Source organism: Kitasatospora sp. NPDC096147 (genome assembly GCF_044763225.1).
In the GTDB taxonomy this organism is placed as follows: domain Bacteria; phylum Actinomycetota; class Actinomycetes; order Streptomycetales; family Streptomycetaceae; genus Kitasatospora.
In genome coordinates, this window is the sequence record NZ_JBIWFX010000028.1 from 1 (window position 1) to 20,402 (window position 20,402).

The window sequence follows — 20,402 nt, forward strand, 5'->3', positions numbered from 1 at the left end:
GGCACCACCACCACCGAAGGCACCACCCCACCCGCATCCAACCCCGCCACCACACCCGCAAAACCACCCACACCCACCACCACCCAGCCACCACCCACAGGCTCGGCGGACTCCGGCAGTTCGACCGGCACCTGCTCGACCCGGAGCAGGCCGTCCGGAGCGGCAGTCGCGCCGGCCGCACGCAGCGCCTCCTCCGAACGGGGCCGCAGCAGAAGCGACTTGACGGTGGCTACCGGAGCACCCGACGTGTCGGCGACGGAGAGCGCGACCGAGAGCGTCTCGGCGTCGGGGCTCGTCGGGGTCAGCCGCACCCGCAGGGCGGCTGCACCGACGGCATGCACGCTGACGCCGGACCAGGTGAAGGGGAGCCAGGCCGGGCCGGTGTTCTCCACCACGCCGGGGAGCAGGGCGTGCAGCGCCGCGTCCAACAACGCCGGATGCAGCACGTACCGCCCCGCCTCACCCCGCACCTCCTCCGGCAACACCACCTCAGCGAACAACTCACCCCCACCCCGCCACACCCGACTCAACCCACGAAACGCCGGCCCATAGCCATAACCGCCATCCGCCAACCGCCCGTACACACCCGTCAGATCGACCTCGACGGCACCGGGCGGCGGCCACGCCCCCGTCCCCTCACCGGGCGAAGCTCCGGCACCCACTGTCCCCGAGGCGTGCAGCACCCACGCCCCACCCTCGACCCGCGAGAACACCTCGACCCCACGCACACCAACCCCGTCAACCGCACCCACCACCACCTGCACCTGAACCCCACCGGACCCCGCCAACACCAACGGCGCCCCCAACACCAACTCCTCCACCACCCCACAACCAACCCGCTCACCCACACCCAACAACAACTCCACGAACACCGAACCCGGCACCACCACCGACCCCAGCACCACGTGCTCACCCAGCCACTGACGACCCGACAGACGCGTGGTGAAGAGGTACTCGTCCTCGCGGCCCGCCAGGGTGACCATGCCGCCGAGCAGCGGGTGGTCCGTCTCGCCGAGGCCGAAGCCGGCCGCGTCGCCCACGGTGTCCGGGCCGTCCAGCCAGTGACGCCGACGGGTGAAGGCATAGGTCGGGAGGTCCACCCGGTGGGCACCGGGGAAGAGCGTGGACCAGTCGATCCCGGCGCCCCGGAGGTGCAGGCGGGCCAGGGCCGTGGTGACCGTGCTCAGCTCGGAGCGACCGGCCCGCAGCACCGGCAGCAGGGTGCCGGCCTCCTCGTCCAGGATGTCCGGTGCCATCGCGGTGAGCACGCCGTCGGGGCCGAGCTCCAGGTACTCGGTGACGCCCTGGGACTCCAGGTAGCGGATGCCGTCGGCGAAGCGGACGGCCTCGCGGACGTGCGTGGCCCAGTAGTCGGGGGAACGCAGTTGGTCGGCCGTGGCGAGCACCCCGGTGACGTTGGAGACGACGGGGATCTGCGGGTCCCGGAAGGTCCGCGCGGCGGCCACGGCCCGGAACTCGTCCAGGATCTCGTCCATGTGCGGCGAGTGGAACGCATGACTGACCGTCAGCCGCTTGGTCCGCCGGCCCCGGTCGCGGAAGTCGGCGGCGATGGCGTCGACCACCGCCGCGTCCCCGGAGACCACCGTCGAGCGCGGCCCGTTGACCCCCGCGACGGCTGCCGACCGCTCCCCGTACTCGGCGAGCACCGCGCGGACCTCCTCCTCGGAGGCTTCGAGCGCCGCCATCGCACCGCCCTCCTTCGCTGCCTGCATCAGGCGGGCCCGACCGGCGACCAGGACGCAGGCGTCGGGGAGGTCGAGGACTCCGGCCAGGTGGGCCGCGGTGACCTCGCCGATCGAGTGGCCGAGCAGGAAGTCGGCCGAGACCCCGTGGTGTTCGAGCAGCCGGTACAGCGCGACCTCGACGGCGAACAGCGCGACCTGGGTGTACTCCGTCCGGTCGAGCAGGGCCGCTTCGGCGGTGCCCGGCTCGGCGAACAGCACCTCCTTGAGCGGACGGTCGAGTTCGGGGTCGAGCAGCTCGCAGACGGCGTCCAGCGCGGCGGCGAACACCGGTACCTGCGCGTGGAGTTCACGCCCCATGCCGAGCCGCTGGCTCCCCTGGCCGGTGAACAGGAAGGCCGTCCGGCCGCGCCTCGGGCCGTCCCCGAGCAGTACGCCGGGAGCGTCCTCGCCCCGGGCCAAGTGGGCCAGGGCGTCGAGGAGTTCGGTACGGTCGGCGCCGACCACGGCCGCCCGGTGCTCGAACGCCGCACGACCCGTGGCCAGCGAGTGGCCGACGTCGGCCACGGTCAGGTCGGGGTGCTCGGTCAGGTGACGGTGCAGCCGCTCGGCCTGGCCGCGCAGCGCCTCGGGCGACTTCGCCGAGAGCACCCACGGGGCCACCGCCGGGGCCGGCGCGGGCTCGACGGCCGCCGTCGGCTCCGCCTGCTCGATGACGACGTGGGCGTTGGTGCCGCTGATGCCGAAGGAGGAGACGGCGGCCCGGCGCGGTGCACCGGTCTCCGGCCACTGCTGCTGCTCCGTCAGCAACGCCACCGAACCCGCACTCCAGTCCACGTGCGGCGACGGCTCATCCACGTGCAGCGTCCGCGGCAACACACCGTGCCGCATCGCCTGCACCATCTTGATCACACCACCGACACCCGCCGCCGCCTGGCTGTGACCGATGTTCGACTTCAACGACCCCAACCACAACGGCCGCTCCCCCGAACGCCCCTGACCGTACGTCGCGATCAACGCCTGCGCCTCGATCGGATCACCCAGCGTCGTCCCCGTCCCATGCGCCTCCACCGCATCCACATCCACCGCCGACAACCCCGCACTCGCCAACGCCTGACGAATCACCCGCTCCTGCGCCGGACCATTCGGAGCCGTCAACCCATTCGACGCACCGTCCTGATTGACCGCACTCCCCCGCACCACCGCCAACACCCGATGCCCATGACGCCGCGCATCCGAAAGCCGCTCCACCAACAGCAGCCCCACACCCTCACTCCACCCCGTACCATCCGCCGACGCAGAGAACGACTTGCAGCGACCATCCACCGACAGACCCCGCTGCCGGGAGAACTCCACGAAGGTGTTGGGGCTCGACATCACCGTCACCCCACCGGCCAGCGCCAGATCACACTCCCCACGCCGCAACGCCTGCGCCGCCAGGTGCAACGCCACCAACGACGACGAACACGCCGTGTCCACCGTCACCGCCGGCCCCTCCAGGCCGTACGTGTAGGAGACCCGCCCGGACAGGACGCTGGAGAGGTTGCCCGCGAGCAGGAATCCCTCGAACTCGCCCGGGGCGGCAGCCAGTCGGGAGGCGTAGTCGTCGTACATCGCACCGACGAACACCCCGGTGTTGCTGCCCCGGACGGCCGCCGGGTCGAGACCGGCACTCTCGAAGGTCTCCCAGGTCGTCTCCAGCAGCAGCCGCTGCTGCGGGTCGGTGGCCGTCGCCTCCCGGGGGGAGATGCCGAAGAACTCGCGGTCGAACTGGTCGGCCTCGTGCAGGAAGCCGCCGGAGCGGACGTAGGAGGTGCCCCGGTGCTCGGGGTCCTGGTCGTAGAGCGCGTCGAGGTCCCACCCCCGGTTCACCGGGAAGCCGGTGATCGCGTCCGTCCCGGAGTCGACCAGCTGCCACAGCTCCTCGGGAGAGGAGACGCCGCCCGGGAAGCGGCAGGCCATCCCGACGATCGCGATCGGCTCGTCGGACGGGCCGCCGACCGAACCGGCGGGCATGGGTCGGGCGGGCCCGGATCCGGCGGTCGGCGTCTCGACCTCCAGGGCGCGGCCGAGCAGGTACCCGGCCAGGGCCGCCGGGGAGGGGTGGTCGAAGACGGCGGTGGCCGGCAGCCGCAGGCCGGTGACGCGGTTCAGCCGGTTCCGCAGGTCGACCCCGGCCAGCGAGTCGAACCCGAGCTCCTTGAAGGCCCGTTGGGCGTCGATCGCGGTCGCCTCGGCGTGCCCGAGGGCGGCGGCGACCTCCACGCGGACCAGGTCGAGGACGGCACCGGCCCGCTCGTCCGCGCCGAGGGCGGTGAGCTGCTGCGCCCACGACGTCCCGGTGACCGACCCGCCCGCCTCGGCGGCGTTGCGCGGGCGGGGGCGCGGCCGGACCAGGCCGCGCAGCAGGGCGGGCGGGAGGTCCTGGCCGGACCGGTGGCGCGCGAGGTCCAGCGCGGCCGGCACGGCCAACGGTGCCGGGCCCGCCAACGCGGCGTCGAACAGGGCCAGGCCCTGATCGGGCGTCAGCGGCGCCACGCCCGCCCGGGACCACCGGGCGAGGTCGGTGTCGGTCAGCCGCTCGCCCATCCCGTGGGTGCCGTCCCACAGACCCCAGGCCAGCGAGGTGGCGGGCCGTCCGGTGGCGGCGCGGTGGGTGGCGAGTGCGTCGAGGTAGGTGTTGCCGGCGGCGTAGTTGGCCTGGCCGGCCGTGCCGAGGAGGCCGGAGACCGAGGAGAACAGGACGAAGGCGGCGAGCTCCTGGTGCTCCGTCAGCTCGTGCAGGTGCCAGGCCGCATCGACCTTCGGCCGCAGGACGGCCGTCAGCCGCTCCGGGGTGAGGGTCTCGACGGTGCCGTCGTCCAGCACACCGGCGGTGTGCACGACGGCGGTCAGCGGGTGCGCCTGCGGGATCGCGGCCAGCACGGCCGCGAGCTGGTCCCGGTCGGCGGCGTCGGCGGCCACCACCGTCACCTCCGCTCCGGCCGCCGTGAGCTCGGCGGTCAGCGCGGTCACGCCGTCGGCCGCCGGGCCGCGCCGGCTGCTGAGCAGCAGGTGGCGGACACCGTGGCGGCTGACCAGGTGGCGGGCGACCAGGGCGCCGAGGCCACCCGTACCACCGGTGACCAGCACGGTGCCGTCCGGGTCCAGCTCGGGCGAGCCGGTCTGTCCCGTGGCCGCCGTCCGGGTCAGCCTCGGGACACGGATCTCCCCTGCGCGGAGGGCCAGTTGGGATTCCCCCAGGGCGAGGGCGGCGGCCACGGCGGCGGCGACGGCCGCCGGGTCGGTGTCCCCGGCGTCGAGGTCGGCCAGCACCACCCGGTCCGGGTGCTCGGACTGCACCGAGCGGGCCAGCCCCCAGACCGGTGCACCGGACAGGTCGTCGATTCGGTCGCCCGGGACGGCGGCCACCGACCGCTCGGTGACGAGCACCAGCCGGGCTCCGTCGGGACGCTCCTCGGCCAGCCACCGCTGGAGCAGGCCGAGTGCGCGCTGCGCCTGCGCGTGCGCCGCCCCGGGCCCGGCTCCCTCGGCCGGCCGGAGGCGGACCAGGACCAGCCCGGCGCCGTCGGCCGGGTCCGGCAGTTCGTCGCCGACGGCCTCGGCCCACCGGGGCGGCTCGGCTCCGGCCACCGCGAGGGCGGGCCACTCCACCGCGAACAGCGCGCCGCCGCCGGCCTGCGGGGCGGCCACCAGGCCGTCCTTGGCGGCCTGTCGGAGGGTCAGGGACTCCACCGAAGCCACCGGTGCGCCGGTACCGTCCGCCAGGGTCAGCGCGACAGTCTTGCTGCTGCCGCCGCCGCTGCCGGTGCCGGTGTCGCTGCCGGTGGGCGTGATCCGGGCCCGCAGGGTGGTGGCACCGACGGCCTGCACCGTCACGCCGCTCCACTCGAACGGCAGCAGGATGTGCCCCGGGTCCGCCGGATCGGCGGCGGCCAGCACGAGCGGGTGCAGGACGGCGTCGAGCAGTGCCGGGTGCAGGGAGAACGCCTCGGCGCCGTCCTGTAGCCGCTCGGGCAGCCGGACCTCGGCGAAGAGCTCGTCCCCGCGCCGCCACACCGCCCTCACCGCCTGGAACGCAGGTCCGTACGCGTAGCCGACCTCGGCCAACCGGGCGTAGACGTCCGTGAGTTGCTCGGCCACGGCACCGGCAGGCGGCCAGGCGCTCAGCTCCGCCGCCGGGGCGGGCACCGCCGCCTCGGACAGCGGGAGGTCCAGCAGGTCGGGGTCCAGCAGGCCCGAGGCGTGGCGGGTCCACGGCTGCGGCGAGTCGTCACCGGTCTCCAGGCAGGCGTGCACGGTGAAGGGCCGGCGGCCCTCCGGGTCGGCGGCGGCGACGGCGACCTGGAGGCGGACGCCCGAACGCTCCGTCAGCGCCAGCGGCGCCTCCAGCGTGAGGTCGGCGACCGCTCCCGCCCCGGCGCGCTGAGCGGCGGCGACGACCAGCTCCAGGAAGGCGGTGCCGGGCACCAGGGCGGTGCCGTCGATCCGGTGGTCACCGAGCCAGGCGTGCGTCTCCAGCGACAGCCGGCCGGTGCACACCAGGCCGTCCCGGTCGGCGAGTTCGACCGTGCTGCCGAGCAGCGGGTGACCGGCCGGGTCCAGCCCGAGGCCGCGCGGGTCGGTGGCGGCGGCGGGCGCCAGCCAGTAGTGCGTCCGCTGGAAGGGGTAGGTGGGCAGCTCGGCCGGGGTCGCCCCCGCGAAGAAGCCGGCGGCCACGCGGGCGGGCGCCCCCGCGGTGAAGGCGCGGGCGAGCCCGGCGGTCAGCGTCTCGGCCTCGGGGCGGCCGGCCCGCAGCAGCGGGACGGCAGTGGCGGTGCCGGTGAAGCAGCCCTCGGCCAGCGCGCTGAGCACCGCGTCCGGCCCGACCTCCACGAACAGGGTCGCGCCTTCAGCCTCCAGGGTCCGGACGGCGTCCAGGAAGCGCACCGGCTCGCGCAGTTGGCGGACCCAGTAGTCGGCGGTGCGCAGCTGCGCGGGGTCGGCCGGCGCACCGGTGAGGGTGGAGACGATCGGCACGGTGGGCGTGCCGTAGGTGATGCTCTCGGCGACCTCCCGGAACGCGTCGAGGATGGCGTCCAGGTGGGGCGAGTGGAAGGCGTGACTGACCGTCAGCCGCCGCGTCCGGCGGCCCCGCGCCGCCCATGCGGCGGCGACGGCGGCGGCTGGTTCGGCGTCCCCGGAGATCACCACCGACCGGGGACCGTTGACCGCCGCGACGGTGACGGTGCCGTGGTGCTCGGCGAGGGAGGCGGTGACCTCGGCCTCCTCGCCCTCGACGGCGATCATCACGCCGTCCGCACGGGCGGACTGCACCAAGCGGCCCCGGGCGGCGACCAGCGCGGCGGCGTCGGGCAGCGACCACAGGCCCGCGAGGTGGGCGGCGGCCAGCTCGCCGATCGAGTGGCCGGCCAGGACGTCCGGCTCCAGGCCGTGGTGCCGGAGCAGCCGGTGGAGCGCCACCTCCACCGCGAACAGCGCGGGCTGGGCGTACTCGGTGCGCTGTAGCAGTCCGGCCTCGGCGCTGTGCTCCTCGGCGAGCAGCAGCTCGCCCAGCGGGCGGTCCAGGTGCGGGTCCAGGGCGGCCAGCACCTCCGCCAGCGCCTCGGCGAACACCGGGAAGTGCTCCTGGAGTTGACGGCCCATCCGGGCCCGCTGGGCGCCCTGCCCGGTGAACAGGAAGGCGGTGCGGCCCGCCCGGCCGACGGTGCCGAGGTGGAGGTTGGGGGCCTCGGCGCCACGGGACAGCGCGTCGAGCCCGGCGAGCAGGTCGGCGGTGTCGTGGCCGGTCACCACGGCGCGGTGGCCGAAGGCGGTGCGGGTGGTGGCCAGGGCGAGACCGAGGTCGGCGGGCCGGGGCGCGGCGGTGCCGTCGGCCCCGGCAGCCCGGGCGTGCAGCCGGGCGGCCTGCTCGCGCAGCCCCGCCTGGTCGCGGGCCGACAGCACCCAGGGCAGGGCGAACGGCGAACGGGCGGGCTGCTGCGGGTCGGTGGGGTCGGCCGGGTGCTCCTCCTCCGCCGCCTGTTCGAGGACGACGTGGGCGTTGGTGCCGCTGATGCCGAAGGAGGAGACGGCGGCCCGGCGGCTGCGGCCGGTCTCGGGCCACGCCGTGGCCTCGGTGAGCAGGGCGGCGGAGCCGGTGCTCCAGTCGGCGTACGGGGTGGGGCGGTCGATGTGCAGGCTGGCGGGGAGCACGCCGTGCCGCATCGCCTGCACCATCTTGATCACGCCGCCGACCCCGGCGGCGGCCTGGGTGTGGCCGATGTTGGACTTGAGCGAGCCGAGCAGGACCGGGGCACCGCCCTCCCGGCCCTGGCCGTAGGTGGCGAGGAGGGCCTCGGCCTCGATCGGGTCGCCGAGCCGGGTGCCGGTGCCGTGCGACTCGACCGCGTCCACCTCGGCGGGGAGCAGCCGGGCGTCGGCGAGGGCGGCCCGGATCACCCGCTGCTGGGCGAGGCCGTTCGGCGCGGTGAGGCCGTTGGAGGCGCCGTCCTGGTTGACCGCGCTCCCCCGGACCAGCGCGAGCACCCGGTGTCCGTGGCGCCGGGCGTCCGAGAGCCGTTCGACCAGCAGCAGGCCGACGCCCTCGGCCCAGGAGGTGCCGTCGGCGGACTCCGCGAAGGACTTGCTACGGCCGTCCGCCGCCAGTCCGCGCTGGCGGGAGAACTCGACGAACATGCCGGCCGTGGACATCACGCTCGCACCGCCCGCGATCGCCAGGTCGCTCTCGCCCGCGCGCAGCGAGCGGACCGCCAGGTGCAGCGCGACCAGCGAGGACGAGCAGGCGGTGTCGACCGTCAACGCAGGCCCGGTGAGGCCGAGTTGGTAGGCGATCCGGCCGGACAGCACGCTGGGGGTGGTACCGGTCAGCAGGTGGCCTCCGACGCTCTCGGGGGCGTCGTGCATCCGGGGCCCGTAGTCCAGCGTGGTCGCGCCGACGAAGACGCCGGTGCGGCTGCCGCGCAGCGACTCGGGGTCGAGGCCGGCCCGCTCGACGGCCTCCCAGGCGCTCTCCAGCAGCAGGCGCTGCTGCGGGTCCATGGCGAGGGCCTCGCGGGGCGAGATGCCGAAGAAGCCGGCGTCGAACAGCGCCGCGTCGTGCAGGAAGCCACCGGCCCGGACGGAGGTGTGACCGGCCCGGTCGGGGTCCGGGTCGTAGAGGTCCGCAGGCCAGCCCCGGTCGGTCGGGAAGCCGCCGATCGCGTCGGTGCCGTCGGCCACCAGGCGCCAGAGGTCGGCCGGGGACACCACTCCGCCCGGGTAGCGGCAGGCCATGCCGATGATCGCGATCGGCTCGTCGTCCGCGGCGGTGGCGGTCTCGACCGGGGTGGTGGCTCCGGTCCCGAACCGGGCCTCCTGGAGGTGCTCGATCAGGGCAGCCGGGGTGGGGTGGTCGAACAGCAGGCTGCTCGACAGCGGCAGGCCGGTGGCACCTGCCAGCGCGTCGCGGAGCTCCACCAGCATCAGCGAGTCGAAGCCCAGGTCACGGAAGGTCAGCCGGGGTTCGAGCCGCCCGGACGGGCCGAGGCCCAGGACCCCGGCGATCAGACCGCTCACCTGATCCGCCAGCTCCCGCCGTCCGGTGGCGGTCGCGACGGTCGCGGCGGGCAGGGCGGGCACGCCGGTCGGCGCGGTCGCGACCTCGGGTGCGGCGGCGGAGGCGGTGGCGGTGGCGGAGGGGGCGGTGGCCTCGGGGAGGGCCGGGCCGGTCTCCTCCGCGACCCAGTACCGCCGGCGCTGGAAGGCGTACGTCGGCAGGGCCACCCGCCGCGCACCACGGCCCTCGTACGCCGCACTCCAGTCGACCTGCCCGCCCCGGACGAAGACCCCGGCGAGCGCGGCGAGCAGGGTCCGCGCCTCCGGCCGGTCGCGGCGCAGCACCGGCAGGGCCGTCACCGCTCCCGGCCGCCGCAGGGAGTCCGCCGCCATCGCCGAGCAGGTGCCGTCCGGCCCGAGTTCGAGGATCGTCCGGACCCCGGCGTCCTCCAGGCTCCGGACGGCGTCCAGGAACCGGACGGGGCGCCGGACCTGCTGGACCCAGTACTCGGGAGAGCACCACTGCGCGTCGTCGACCCGGCCGCCGGTGACGGTCGAGACCACGGGGATCTGCGGCGGGTGGAAGGTCAGGCCGGCCAGGACGGTGCGGAACTCGGCCAGCATCGGCTCCATCAGGGGCGAGTGGAAGGCGTGACCGACCGTCAGTCGCTTGGTCCGCCGGCCGAGGCCCGCGACGGTGGCGGCGATCGCGGCGGCGGCCTCCTCCTCGCCCGCGATCACCAGGGCGGCCGGCCCGTTGACGGCCGCCGTCGCCACCAGGTGCTCCTGGCCCGCCAGCAGCGGACGGACCTCCTCTTCCGTCGCCTCCAGGGCGAACATCGCTCCGCGGGAGGGCAGTTGCTGCATCAGCCGGCCCCGCGCGGCCACCAGTGCGCACGCGTCCGCCGCCGACAGGGTGCCTGCCACGTGGGCGGCGGCGATCTCGCCGATCGAGTGCCCGGCCAGGAAGTCGGCGCGCACGCCAAGCGAAGCGACCAGGTGGTGCAGGGCGACCTCGACGGCGAACAGTGCGGGCTGGGCGTACTCGGTGCGGTCCAGGCCCTCGCCGGTGGTGACGACCTCGCGCAGCGGGCGGTCCAGCAGCGGATCGAGGTGGCCGCAGAGCTCGTCGAAGGCGGCCCGGAAGACCGGGAAGTCCCGGTACAGCTCCTGCGCCATGCCGATCCGCTGGCTGCCCTGACCGGTGAAGACCACCGCGAGCCCGCCGGGCTCGGCGGTGCCTGCTAGCGAGCCCGGCGGAAGGGACGCTCCCTCGGCCAACGCGGCGAGCCCGTCCAGGAGTTGGTCACGGTCCTCGGCGAGCAGCACGGCCCGGTGCTCGAAGGTCGCACGGCCCGCCGCCAGGGTCCAGCCCGCGTCGAGCGGCTCGGGCGCGTCCTCGGCGGCGAGGGCGGTGCGCAGTCGGGCGGCCTGGGCGCGCAGCGCGTCGGTGCTGCGGGCGGAGAGCACGGCCGGCAGCACGGCGGGCAGCACGGCGGGGGCCTGACCGCGCGAGGGGGGTGTGACGGTGGGCGCCTCGGCCAGCACCACATGGCAGTTGGTGCCGCCCATGCCGAAGGAGCTCACCCCGGCCAGCAGCCGCTCCTGCGGTCGCGGCCAGTCGGTCAGCTCGCGTTGAACGGCGAGCCCGAGCTCGGCGAGCGGGATCTGCGGGTGGGGGGTCTCGAAGTTGAGGCTGGGCGGGAGCCGGCGGTGCGTCAGGCTGAGCAGCGTCTTGAGCAGGCCGACGATGCCCGCGCCGCCTTCGAGGTGGCCGAGGTTGGTCTTGACGGAGCCGACCAGCAGCGGCTGGTCGGGGCTGCGGCCGGCCCCGAGCGCGGCGCCGAGTGCGGCGGCCTCGATCGGGTCGCCGACCGGGGTGCCGGTGCCGTGCAGTTCGACGTACTGCACCGCCTCGGCGGGCACCCCGGCCCGGCGGTAGACCCGGCGGAGCAGCTGCTCCTGGGCGTCCCGGCCGGGCACGGTGAGGCCGGGCGTGGCGCCGTCGTTGTTGACACCGGCGGCCAGGATCACCCCGTGCACCGTGTCACCGTCGGCGAGGGCCCGGGCGAGCGGCTTGAGGATCACCACGGCGCCGCCCTCGCCCCGGACGAAGCCGTTGGCCCGGGCGTCGAAGGTGTGGCTGCGGCCGTCCGGGGAGAGCCCGCCGAAACGCTCCTGGGCGAGCGCGCTCTCGGTCAGCAGGTTGAGGTTCACCCCGGCCGCGACGGCCAGCGAGGACTCGCCGCTGCGCAGGCTCTCGCAGGCCAGGTGGACGGCGACCAGCGAGGAGGACTGGGCCGTGTCGACGGTCAGGCTCGGCCCGTGCAGGCCCAGGTGGTAGGAGACCCGGTTGGCGATGACGCCCCGGCTCACCCCCGTCATGGTGTGCTGGGTGACGGCCCGTCCGCCGTGCCGGTAGAGCAGTGCGGCGTAGTCGTCCCGGTGGCTGCCGACGAACACGCCGGTGCGGCTGCCGGCCAGGTCGGCCGGCCGGATCGCGGCGTTCTCCAGTGCCTCCCAGGCGAGTTCGAGCACCAGGCGCTGCTGCGGGTCCATCGTCACGGCCTCGCGCGGCGAGATGCCGAAGAACGCCGGGTCGAAGTCGCCGACCGCGTCCAGGTACCCGCCCCGGCGCAGGCCCGCCGGGGCGTCGCCGTCCGGCCGGAAGCGGCCGGCCGGGGCGTCGGTGACCGCGCTGGTACCGGTGCTCAGCAGCTGCCAGAACTCGTCCGGCGTGGACGCCCCGGGCAGTCGGCAGGAGATTCCGACCACGGCGATGTGCGATCCACTCAGATCCTCGTACGCCGCCGTCGTCTCGGGCCGGCCTGCATTCGCCACCACGTCGGGATTTCCCTTCCTCACCATTCGGGACTGCACGGTCCGCAGTCTTGGCGATGCCGTCCCAGTGATCGGTAACGTGCGGGTAACCCACGTGTCCAGGCTGGTCGGTGGGCGTCCCGTGGCCCCTGGGTGAGCAGCGGGTGAGCCGGCTGCCGATAGCTTCGCCGCACGTCCCCGTTCGACCGCGAAGAGAGTGGGAGCAATTCCGATATGGCCAGTACTGCACAGCACTTCGAGCTCGCCAGCGATGCCGTGGAGCACGGCGAGCTCTACGTCCGGGCCTTCAACTCCGGCGATGCGGACGCCGTGAACCGGATGTACACCGAGGACGCCATCTCCGTCTGGGAGCCGGGCCGGCCGCTCACCGGCCAGGCCAGGAAGGACGCGCTCGCCGAGTTCCTCTCGATGCGGCCGACCATGCGGGCCAAGCTGCTGGAGTCGCACGTGACCTCCGGCACCGCGCTGCTGGTGGTCGACTGGGAGATCGACGTGACCACCCCGGAGGGGCCGCAGCACCTGAAGGGCACCGGCCTGGACGTGCTGCGCCGGGGCGCCGACGGCAAGTGGCGCTTCGCCGTCGACAACCCCTTCGGCGAGGCGGGCGTCTGAGCACCGCCGGGCCGGCCGGCTGCGGTCCGGGCGGCTGACGCCCGGTCAGCGGACGTCCACCGTCCGCCCACTTCGGCCGGTCGGCCCGGAATTGCCGGGCAGTGACTGCGCATTCGAAATGATCCCGCCAGGCAGACCGGCGGCCCACCGTCGCGGGATCGCACCCAATGGCACGGCCCCAGTGGCACGGCGACGCATGGAGGAAGAATGGCTGTAGCGGACACCAGGACGGCGTCGCTGCTCACGGAGCTGGCGGGCATCGTGCCCCGGCTCCGGGAGAACGGTGCCGAGGCGGAGAGCCGCCGCTGGATACCCGACGAGAACATCGCGCTGCTGGAGAAGGCCGGGGTCTTCCGGGCGGCGGTGCCGGAGCGCTTCGGCGGCCTCGACCTCCCGTTGGCGGACCAGGCGAAGGTCGTGGCGGAGATCTCCCGGGGCTGCGGCTCCACCGGCTGGGTCGCCGCGGCCTGGCTGGAGGGGGCCTGGGTGGCGACGCTCTACTCGGACGAGGTCCAGCAGGAGGTCTTCGCCGGCGGGCAGGTCCGGGTCTCCGGCGGACTGGCCCCGACCGGTTTCGTGGTGCCGGTCGACGGCGGCTTCGTGCTCAACGGCAGCTGGGCCTTCAACACCGGCTGCCGGGGCGCCGACTGGAACTTCGTCGCGGCGGTGCAGGAGCTGCCGGACGGCGAGCACGACCTGCTCTACGCCCTGGTGCCGATGGGCGAGCTGACCATCGCCGACGACTGGGACGTCTCCGCCGCCAGCGCCACCGGCAGCTTCACCACCACCGCCACCGACGTGTTCGTCCCGGCCGAGCGGGCCGTGTCGGTCGCGCAGCTGCTCACCGGAGGCGTCGAGGGGCGGACCAACTCCGGTGCCACCGGCCGGAACTACGGCCTGATCACCTTCGTCTCCGCGCTCTCGGTGGCCACCTACCTCGGCATCGCCCGGGGCGCCCTGGAGACCTTCCTGGAGCGGCTCCCCGGCAAGGCCATCGCCTACACCAACTGGACCGAGCAGCGCGAACACCCGCTGACCCAGATCAAGGTGGCGCTGGCGGCCAACCGGATCACCGCGGCCGACGCCCTGGCCGACGGCTACCTCGCCCTGCTCCAGGAGCGCGCCGACGCGGGCGAGCTGCCCGCGCCGGACGAGAGCGCGGGCGTCCGGGGCCGGTGCGGCTTCGCGATCCAGCTGGTCAAGGAGGCGGTGGAGGAGCTGCACGAGGTCTCCGGCGCCTCGGCCCTCTCCCGGCAGGCGCACTTCCAGCGCTTCTACCGCGATCTGGAGGGGCTCTCCCGCCACGGCATGATGACGCCCTACACCAACCTGGAGCTGCACGGGCGGGTGCTGCTGGGCCTCGACCCGGACACCCTCTTCCTCTGAGCACCCGCGCTCCGGGCACTCCGCCCCGGGCGCCCCGACGTGCCCGCCGGCCGGCTCCGGCCGGCGGGCCCCTGCCGAAACACACTCCATGGGGGACCAACGTGACCACCTTCAGCATGCCCGGATCGGCGAGCGCGATGAGACGGCGCAGCCTCCTCAAGGCGGCCGGCTCGACCGCGCTGCTCGGCGCCGCCGGCCTGACGGCCGCCGGCCCGGCCCGGGCCGAGGGGACCGACACCACCGACGAGGAATCGACCTTCTACGACGTCATCGTGGTCGGGGCCGGCTTCGCGGGGCTGACGGCCGCGCGCGAGTTCAAGGCCAAGGGCCTGCAGGTGCTCGTGCTCGAAGCCCGCAACCGGATCGGGGGCCGGACCTGGACCGGCAGCTTCGCCGGTGAGGTGATCGAGTACGGCGGGGCCTTCGTGGACCCCAAGCAGCCGTACGTCTGGAGCGAGATCCAGCGCTACAACATCCCGCTGGTGGCCAGCGTGGAGGAGGAGCGGACGGTGATGCCCACCGGGACGGGCTTCGCCCCGTACGCCCCGGCCACCGCGGGCCCGCGGATGGGCCAGCTGCTCACCCCGCTGTTCGACGGTGCCACCGAGTACTTCCCGCACCCGACCAATCCGTTCTACCGCGAGGACCTGCTCCAGAGCGTCGACCAGCTCTCGCTGCGCGCCCGGCTGGACCAGCTCAACTACTCCGCGCTGGACCGGAGTTGGGTCAGCGGCATCCTGGCCGGACTGTCCGGCGGGTCGAGCGCGCGCGGCGCGCTCACCATGATGGCCCAGATCTGGGCACTGTCCGGCTGGAGCTCCGCCGGCTTCGCCGGTCTCAACGGCAGCCGTCCGCGCCAGGGCACCGTCCAGCTGGCCTCGGCGCTGCTGGCGGACTCCGGGGCCACCCTGAAGCTGAACTCGCCGGTCGCGAGCATCACCGACACCGGCTCCGCCGTCCGGGTCACCACCCAGGCGGGCCGCCAGTACAAGGCGGCGCACGCCGTGGTGGCGGTGCCGGTGAACGTCTGGAAGACCATCACCTTCAACCCGGGCCTGCCCAGCGCGTTCGGCGCGGTCTCCCAGGCGACCATCGGCGCGCCGATCAGCCGGAAGATCTGGATCCGGGCCGCCGGGAACGTCGGCCTGTTCGGGGCCAACACCCAGGAGGGCTTCCCGATCTCCACGGTCATCCCGTTCAAGAAGCTGGCCGACGGCAGCGTGCTGATGTTCGCCTTCTGCGACGACCAGACGCTCGACATCCACAGCGTCTCCCAGGTCCAGGCCGTGCTGCGGCAGCTCGTCCCGGAGATCCAGGTGCTCGCCGTCACGGCCCAGGACTGGGGCACCGCCCAGTACTCGCTGGGTGGTTGGGCCTGCCGCCAGCCCGGTCAGCTGACCGGCCAGTACCGCACGATCCAGCAGCCGCAGGGCCGGCTCGCCTTCGCCACCAGTGACATCGCCAGTGGCTGGAGCGGCTACATCGACGGCGCGATCGAGTCCGGCATCCGGGCCGCCCAGGCGGTCGCGGCGATGCCCGGCTTCGCCGTCGCGAGCGCCGTCTGACCGACCCCGCAGAGCAGTCGGGCCGGACCGTCACCGACGGTCCGGCCCGAGGCGTGTCCGCCGCCCGCGCGGCGCGGACGGAGACGGTGCCGGGGGTGCCCGTCGGACGGATCCGACGGGCACCCCCGGCACCGTGGGTCAGACCTGCGCCGTCTCCAACGGCCGCAGCAGGACCGGGAGTTCGCGGTGGCCGTTGGAGATGAAGGACTCCAGCGGCTTCAGACCGTCGGCCGGCTCCACCAGCGCGAGGTCGGGGAACCGGGCGAACAGCGCCGGCAGGGCGACCGCCACCTCCAGGCGGGCCAGCGGGGCACCGATGCAGTAGTGCACACCGTGGCCGAAGCCGATGTGCTCGCGCGCCGTGGGCCGGCCGAGCTCGAACCGGTCCGCGCTCTCACCGTGCACCACCGGGTCCCGGCCCACCCCGGCGAAGGAGATCATGATGGCGTCGCCCCGGGCGAAGCTGACGTCACCCAGGTCGATGTCCTCGACCGCGAAGCGGAGCGGCATGTTGGCGAACGGGGCCTCCAGCCGGACCGTCTCGTCGATCACGTCGTCCCAACTCGCCGTCCCGGCGCGGACCAGGGCCAGCTGGTCCGGGTGGCTGAGCAGACGGTGGATGGCGTGGTCGAGCAGGTTGACGGTGGTCTCGTGCCCGGCGGTGAAGAGCAGCAGGACGGTGTCGACCAGCTCCTGCTCGCTGAGCCCCGCCCCGTCGCCCTCGTCCCGAGCCGCGATCAGGCCGCTGACCAGGTCGTCACCGGGCTCGGTCCGCTTGAGCTCGATCAGCCGGGCCAGCAGGGCGTACATCTCCCCGGCCAGCACGGCCGCCTCCTCCTCGGAGGCCGGCCCGTGCAGCCAGGCGCCGACGATCCGCAGCAGCTCGGCGCGCAGGTCGTCGGGGATGCCGAGCAGGTCGGAGATGACCCGGGTCGGCAGCGCGTAGGCGAGCTCGGCCCGCAGGTCGACCGGGCCCTGCTCGGCCAGTCCGGCCACCCGATCCAGCAGTTCGGCCGTGACGGCCTCGATCCGCGGGCGCAGGGCGGCCGTCCGGCGGGCGGTGAACGCCTTGGCGACCAGCCTGCGCAGCCGGCTGTGCTCGGCGCCGTACGCGGTGATCATGTTCCGGTCGGCGACCCACATGGCCAGCGGCCAGGTCCGGGCGAACTCGCCCTCGCCGTTCTCCCAGCGCGGCCAGTGCCGGTACGGGTCGCGGGAGACCCGGGGGTCGGTCAGCAGCTGCTTGGTGAGGGCCGTGTCGGTGACCGCCCAGACCACCACCCCGCCGGGCAGCTCCACTTGGGTCGCGCGGCCTCGCCCGCGCAGCAGGGTGGCCTCGCCGTGGACGTCGTGACCGTTCGGATCCATGGCGTACGGGCAGTGCTGCTCTGTCATCGCTTCTCTCCGTGGTGGGGGTGGTGGCTGACTCATGACGTCCTGCGCGCCTCGCGGACACCCGGCCGGTAGCCGCCCTCGAAGTAGAGGAGGGCGTCCCGGCCCGGCCCGCGCCGGGCGTCGAGGACGGTGCCGACGAAGATCGAGTGGTCGCCGGCCCGGTGCGACTCGGTGAGCTCGCACTCCAGCCAGCCGAGCGCGCCGTCCAGCAGCGGCGCTCCGGTGCGTGGACCGGGCCGGGCCGGGACGCTCTCGAACTGGGCGGGGCCGAGCGGACGTTGCTTGTCCGCGAAGTGCCGGGCCAGCGGCTCCTGCTCGACCCCGAGCAGGGAGGCGGCGAAGTGGCCGGCCGAGGTGACGGCCTGGTGCATCACCGCGCTGTGGGCCACGCAGCACAGGACGAGCGGAGGCTCCAGCGAGACCGAGCTGAAGGCGTTGGCGGTCATGCCGTGGACGTCCTCCCCGCCGACGCTGAGCACCACGACCCCGGTCGCGAACCGCGACATCACCTCGCGCAGCGAGGCCGGTTCCACCGGGTCGTCGAGAGCCAGCACTGGGGAGAAGCGGCTGCTGTCGGACATCTCATCCTTCCTGCGGGAGTGGTGACACCCCGTCAGCGTGCCGGGCCCGCGACCAGCGCCAGGTAACCGGCGGCCCACCGCGCGGCCCGTTCGGCCGCTTACCGGGCCGTGACCGCCGAGGGGACGGGTCGCACGCGCACCGCCGGTATGGTCGGGCCCCGACCGTCACCGCGCGCACCGAAGGGGCCCGACATGACCGCAGCCGCCGAATCCCGACTCGACCTGGTGGAGCCGCACATGCTCGGCTTCCTGGGCATGCTCGGGATCGACGTCGAGTACGTCCGCGCCGAGGGCAACACCCTCTGGTACCTGGACCGGGACGGCCGCGAGGTCCCGGTGATCGACTACGCGGGCGGCTACGGGGCCCTGGTGCTCGGGCACAACCACCCCGAGCTGGTGGCCACCGCGAAGTCCCTGCTGGAGGCCGGCGCCCCGATCCTGGCGCAGGCCTCGCTGCACCCGTACGCGAGCCGGGTCGGCGCCACCCTGAACTCGGTGATCCAGCGCGAGTTCCCGGGCGCCGAGCCGTACTTCACCGTCTTCGCGAACAGCGGGGCGGAGTCGATCGAGGTGGCGACCAAGCACGCCGAGCTCGACCGGGTGCTCCGTGTCCAGGCGCTGCTGGAGACGATCGGGGCCGAGGCCGACCGGACCCGGGAGGCCGTGCTGGCCGGCACCGCCGGGGTGCCGGCCGCCGCGTACCACCGGCTCGGCCTGCCCGAGGGCGCCGACGGGCCGGCCGGCTTCGACGCGCTGCTGGCCGAAGTCACCCGTCACAACGGCGGGTTGGCGGCCCGGCCGCCGGTCTTCCTGACCCCGGAGGGGTCCTTCCACGGCAAGCTGGTCGGCAGTGTCCAGCTGACCTCCAACGCGGCCTTCCGCACCCCGTTCGCGGCGATGGCCGCCCCGGCGCGGTTCGTGCCGCTGGACGAACCGGGGGCGCTCGCCAAGATCGTCGAGGCCGAGCGGGCGACCGCACTCGGCCTGACGGTGGCGGACGGCGTGGTGGCGGTGGTCGAGCACGACTTCCCGCTGTTCGGCGCCTTCGTGCTGGAGGTGATCCAGGGCGAGGGCGGCATCCGGGTGGTGAGCGAGGAGTTCGCCCGCGAGATCGAGCAGGTCTGCGCGTCGGTCGACTGCCCGATCGTGGTGGACGAGATCCAGAGCGGCCTCGGCCGGACGGGCGCCTTCTTCGCCAGCTCGCACCTCGGGCTGCGGGCCGACTACTTCACCCTGGCCAAGGGCCTGGGCGGCGGCATCGCCAAGACCTCCGCCACCCTGATCCGCAGCAGCCGCTACCGCAAGGAGTTCGAGCTGCTGCACAGCTCGACCTTCGCCAAGGACACCTTCTCCTCCGCCCTGGCCCTGAGGGTGCTGGAGCTCCTGGAGGCCGACGGCGGCGCGGCGTACCGGCTCGCCCGGGAGAACGGTGACCGGCTGCTGGCGCTCTTCGAGGCGCTCCGCCGGGAGTTCCCCGAGGTGGTCACGGACGTCCGGGGCAAGGGCCTGATGCTGGGGCTGGAGTTCCGCGACCAGTCGGCCGCCACGGCCCCGGGCATCCGCGAGGCGGCGCAGTCCGGCACCTTCGGCTACCTGCTCTCCGGCTTCCTGCTGCGGGCCCACCGGATCCGCACCTTCCCGACCGCGAGCGCGGTGAACACGCTGCGCTTCGAGCCCTCGGTCCATCTCCGCCAGGCCGAGGTGGACCAGCTGGAGACGGCGCTGCGCGACCTGTGCGCGGTGCTGGAGCGGCAGGACGAGCAGCGCCTGTTCCAGGGCTGAGGGGGCGTGATGTCGACCACCGGCAACGGCAGTTGGCTCCGGCGGCTGCACACCCCGCTGCCCGGCGCACCGCAGCTGGTCTGCTTCCCGCACGCGGGCGGCGCGGCCAGCGCCTACGTCGCGCTGGCCCGCGCGCTCGCGCCCGAGGTCGAGGTGCTGGCCGTCCAGTACCCCGGACGGCAGGACCGCCGGCTCGAACCGGCGGCCACCGGGCTCGCCGCCGCAGCCGAGGCGGTCGCGGCCGAGCTGCTCCCCCGCGACGACCGCCCGTACGCCCTGTTCGGCCACAGCATGGGCGCGCTGGTCGCCTACGAGACCGCGCGCCTGCTCCCGGACGGGCGCGGGCCGGCCCGGCTCTTCGTCTCCGGCCGGGGCGCGCCCTCACTGGGCCCCGGCCGGGCGGACCGGGTCCGCGACGACACCGAACTACTCGCCAGGATGCGCCTGTTGGGCGGCACGAACGGCGCCGTGTTCGACGACCCGGAGCTGCTGGCGCTGGTGCTGCCCGTCCTGCGGGCGGACTACCGCGCGCTCAGCGGCTACACCTGGGCGGCGCAGCCGCAGTTGGGCTGCCCGCTCACCGCGCTGGTCGGGGACGCGGACCCGGTGGTCACGGTCGCCGAGGCGGAGGCCTGGCGGGAGCTCACCACGGGGCCCTCGGAGTCGGAGGTGTTCTCCGGCGGGCACTTCTACCTGGACAGCGCCGTCGAGCAGGTCGCCAAGGTCGTGCGGAGCGCGCTGCGCGCCGCCTGACAGAAGCCGGTGCCCGACAGAGAAGCCGGTGCCCGACAGAGAAGCCGGTGCCCGACAGAGAAGCCGGTGCCCGACAGAGAAGCCGGTGCCCGACAGAGAAGCCGGTGCCCGACAGAGAAGCCGGTGCCCGACAGAGAAGCCGGTGCCCGACAGAGAAGCCGGTGCCCGACAGAGAAGCCGGTGCCCGACAGAGAAGCCGGTGCCCGACAGAGAAGCCGGTGCCCGACAGAGAAGCCGGTGCCCGACAG

8 protein-coding genes are annotated in these 20,402 nt (G+C 74.3%); 5 read left to right on the forward strand and 3 right to left on the reverse strand.

Annotated elements, in window-relative coordinates:
* Positions 1–12,107: type I polyketide synthase (locus ACIRBX_RS38480; RefSeq protein WP_402305201.1), on the reverse strand; the 12,107-nt coding region annotated here is incomplete at its 3' end.
* Between the two features lie 186 nt (positions 12,108–12,293).
* Between ACIRBX_RS38480 and ACIRBX_RS38485 the strand changes: the two genes are divergently transcribed.
* The 3 genes from ACIRBX_RS38485 (at position 12,294) to ACIRBX_RS38495 (ending at position 15,643) form a co-directional block, all read left to right on the forward strand.
* Complete coding sequence (locus tag ACIRBX_RS38485) at positions 12,294–12,692, forward strand: YybH family protein (RefSeq protein ID WP_402305203.1); 399 nt, start codon at positions 12,294–12,296, stop codon at positions 12,690–12,692.
* A 207-nt stretch (positions 12,693–12,899) separates the two neighbouring features.
* The gene (locus tag ACIRBX_RS38490) at positions 12,900–14,078 is read left to right on the forward strand and encodes an acyl-CoA dehydrogenase family protein (protein WP_402305206.1); all 1,179 of its coding nucleotides are present in this window, start codon (positions 12,900–12,902) and stop codon (positions 14,076–14,078) included.
* A gap of 101 nt (positions 14,079–14,179) precedes the next feature.
* Positions 14,180–15,643 carry a flavin monoamine oxidase family protein gene (locus ACIRBX_RS38495; protein ID WP_402305208.1) on the forward strand — a complete coding sequence of 488 codons (1,464 nt, stop codon included), beginning with the start codon at positions 14,180–14,182 and terminating at the stop codon, positions 15,641–15,643.
* A gap of 138 nt (positions 15,644–15,781) precedes the next feature.
* Here ACIRBX_RS38495 and ACIRBX_RS38500 read toward each other — a convergent pair whose 3' ends face one another.
* Complete coding sequence (locus tag ACIRBX_RS38500; RefSeq protein ID WP_402305210.1) at positions 15,782–17,038, reverse strand: cytochrome P450; 1,257 nt, start codon at positions 17,036–17,038, stop codon at positions 15,782–15,784.
* A 32-nt stretch (positions 17,039–17,070) separates the two neighbouring features.
* Positions 17,071–17,619: a flavin reductase family protein gene (locus ACIRBX_RS38505; protein ID WP_402305212.1), complete on the reverse strand. Its 549-nt coding sequence runs from the start codon at positions 17,617–17,619 to the stop codon at positions 17,071–17,073.
* A gap of 192 nt (positions 17,620–17,811) precedes the next feature.
* Between ACIRBX_RS38505 and ACIRBX_RS38510 the strand changes: the two genes are divergently transcribed.
* The gene (locus tag ACIRBX_RS38510; protein WP_402305214.1) at positions 17,812–19,401 is read left to right on the forward strand and encodes an aspartate aminotransferase family protein; all 1,590 of its coding nucleotides are present in this window, start codon (positions 17,812–17,814) and stop codon (positions 19,399–19,401) included.
* Between the two features lie 9 nt (positions 19,402–19,410).
* Positions 19,411–20,154 carry a thioesterase II family protein gene (locus ACIRBX_RS38515; protein ID WP_402305215.1) on the forward strand — a complete coding sequence of 248 codons (744 nt, stop codon included), beginning with the start codon at positions 19,411–19,413 and terminating at the stop codon, positions 20,152–20,154.
* Positions 20,155–20,402 lie beyond the last annotated feature (248 nt).

Excerpts from the sequence above, each read along its gene's own strand:
- ACIRBX_RS38510 (WP_402305214.1), top strand. The coding sequence starts at position 17,812 with ATGACCGCAGCCGCCGAATCCCGACTCGACCTGGTGGAGCCGCACATG.
- ACIRBX_RS38500 (WP_402305210.1), bottom strand. The coding sequence starts at position 17,038 with ATGACAGAGCAGCACTGCCCGTACGCCATGGATCCGAACGGTCACGAC.
- ACIRBX_RS38515 (WP_402305215.1), top strand. The coding sequence starts at position 19,411 with ATGTCGACCACCGGCAACGGCAGTTGGCTCCGGCGGCTGCACACCCCG.
- ACIRBX_RS38490 (WP_402305206.1), top strand. The coding sequence starts at position 12,900 with ATGGCTGTAGCGGACACCAGGACGGCGTCGCTGCTCACGGAGCTGGCG.
- ACIRBX_RS38485 (WP_402305203.1), top strand. The coding sequence starts at position 12,294 with ATGGCCAGTACTGCACAGCACTTCGAGCTCGCCAGCGATGCCGTGGAG.
- ACIRBX_RS38505 (WP_402305212.1), bottom strand. The coding sequence starts at position 17,619 with ATGTCCGACAGCAGCCGCTTCTCCCCAGTGCTGGCTCTCGACGACCCG.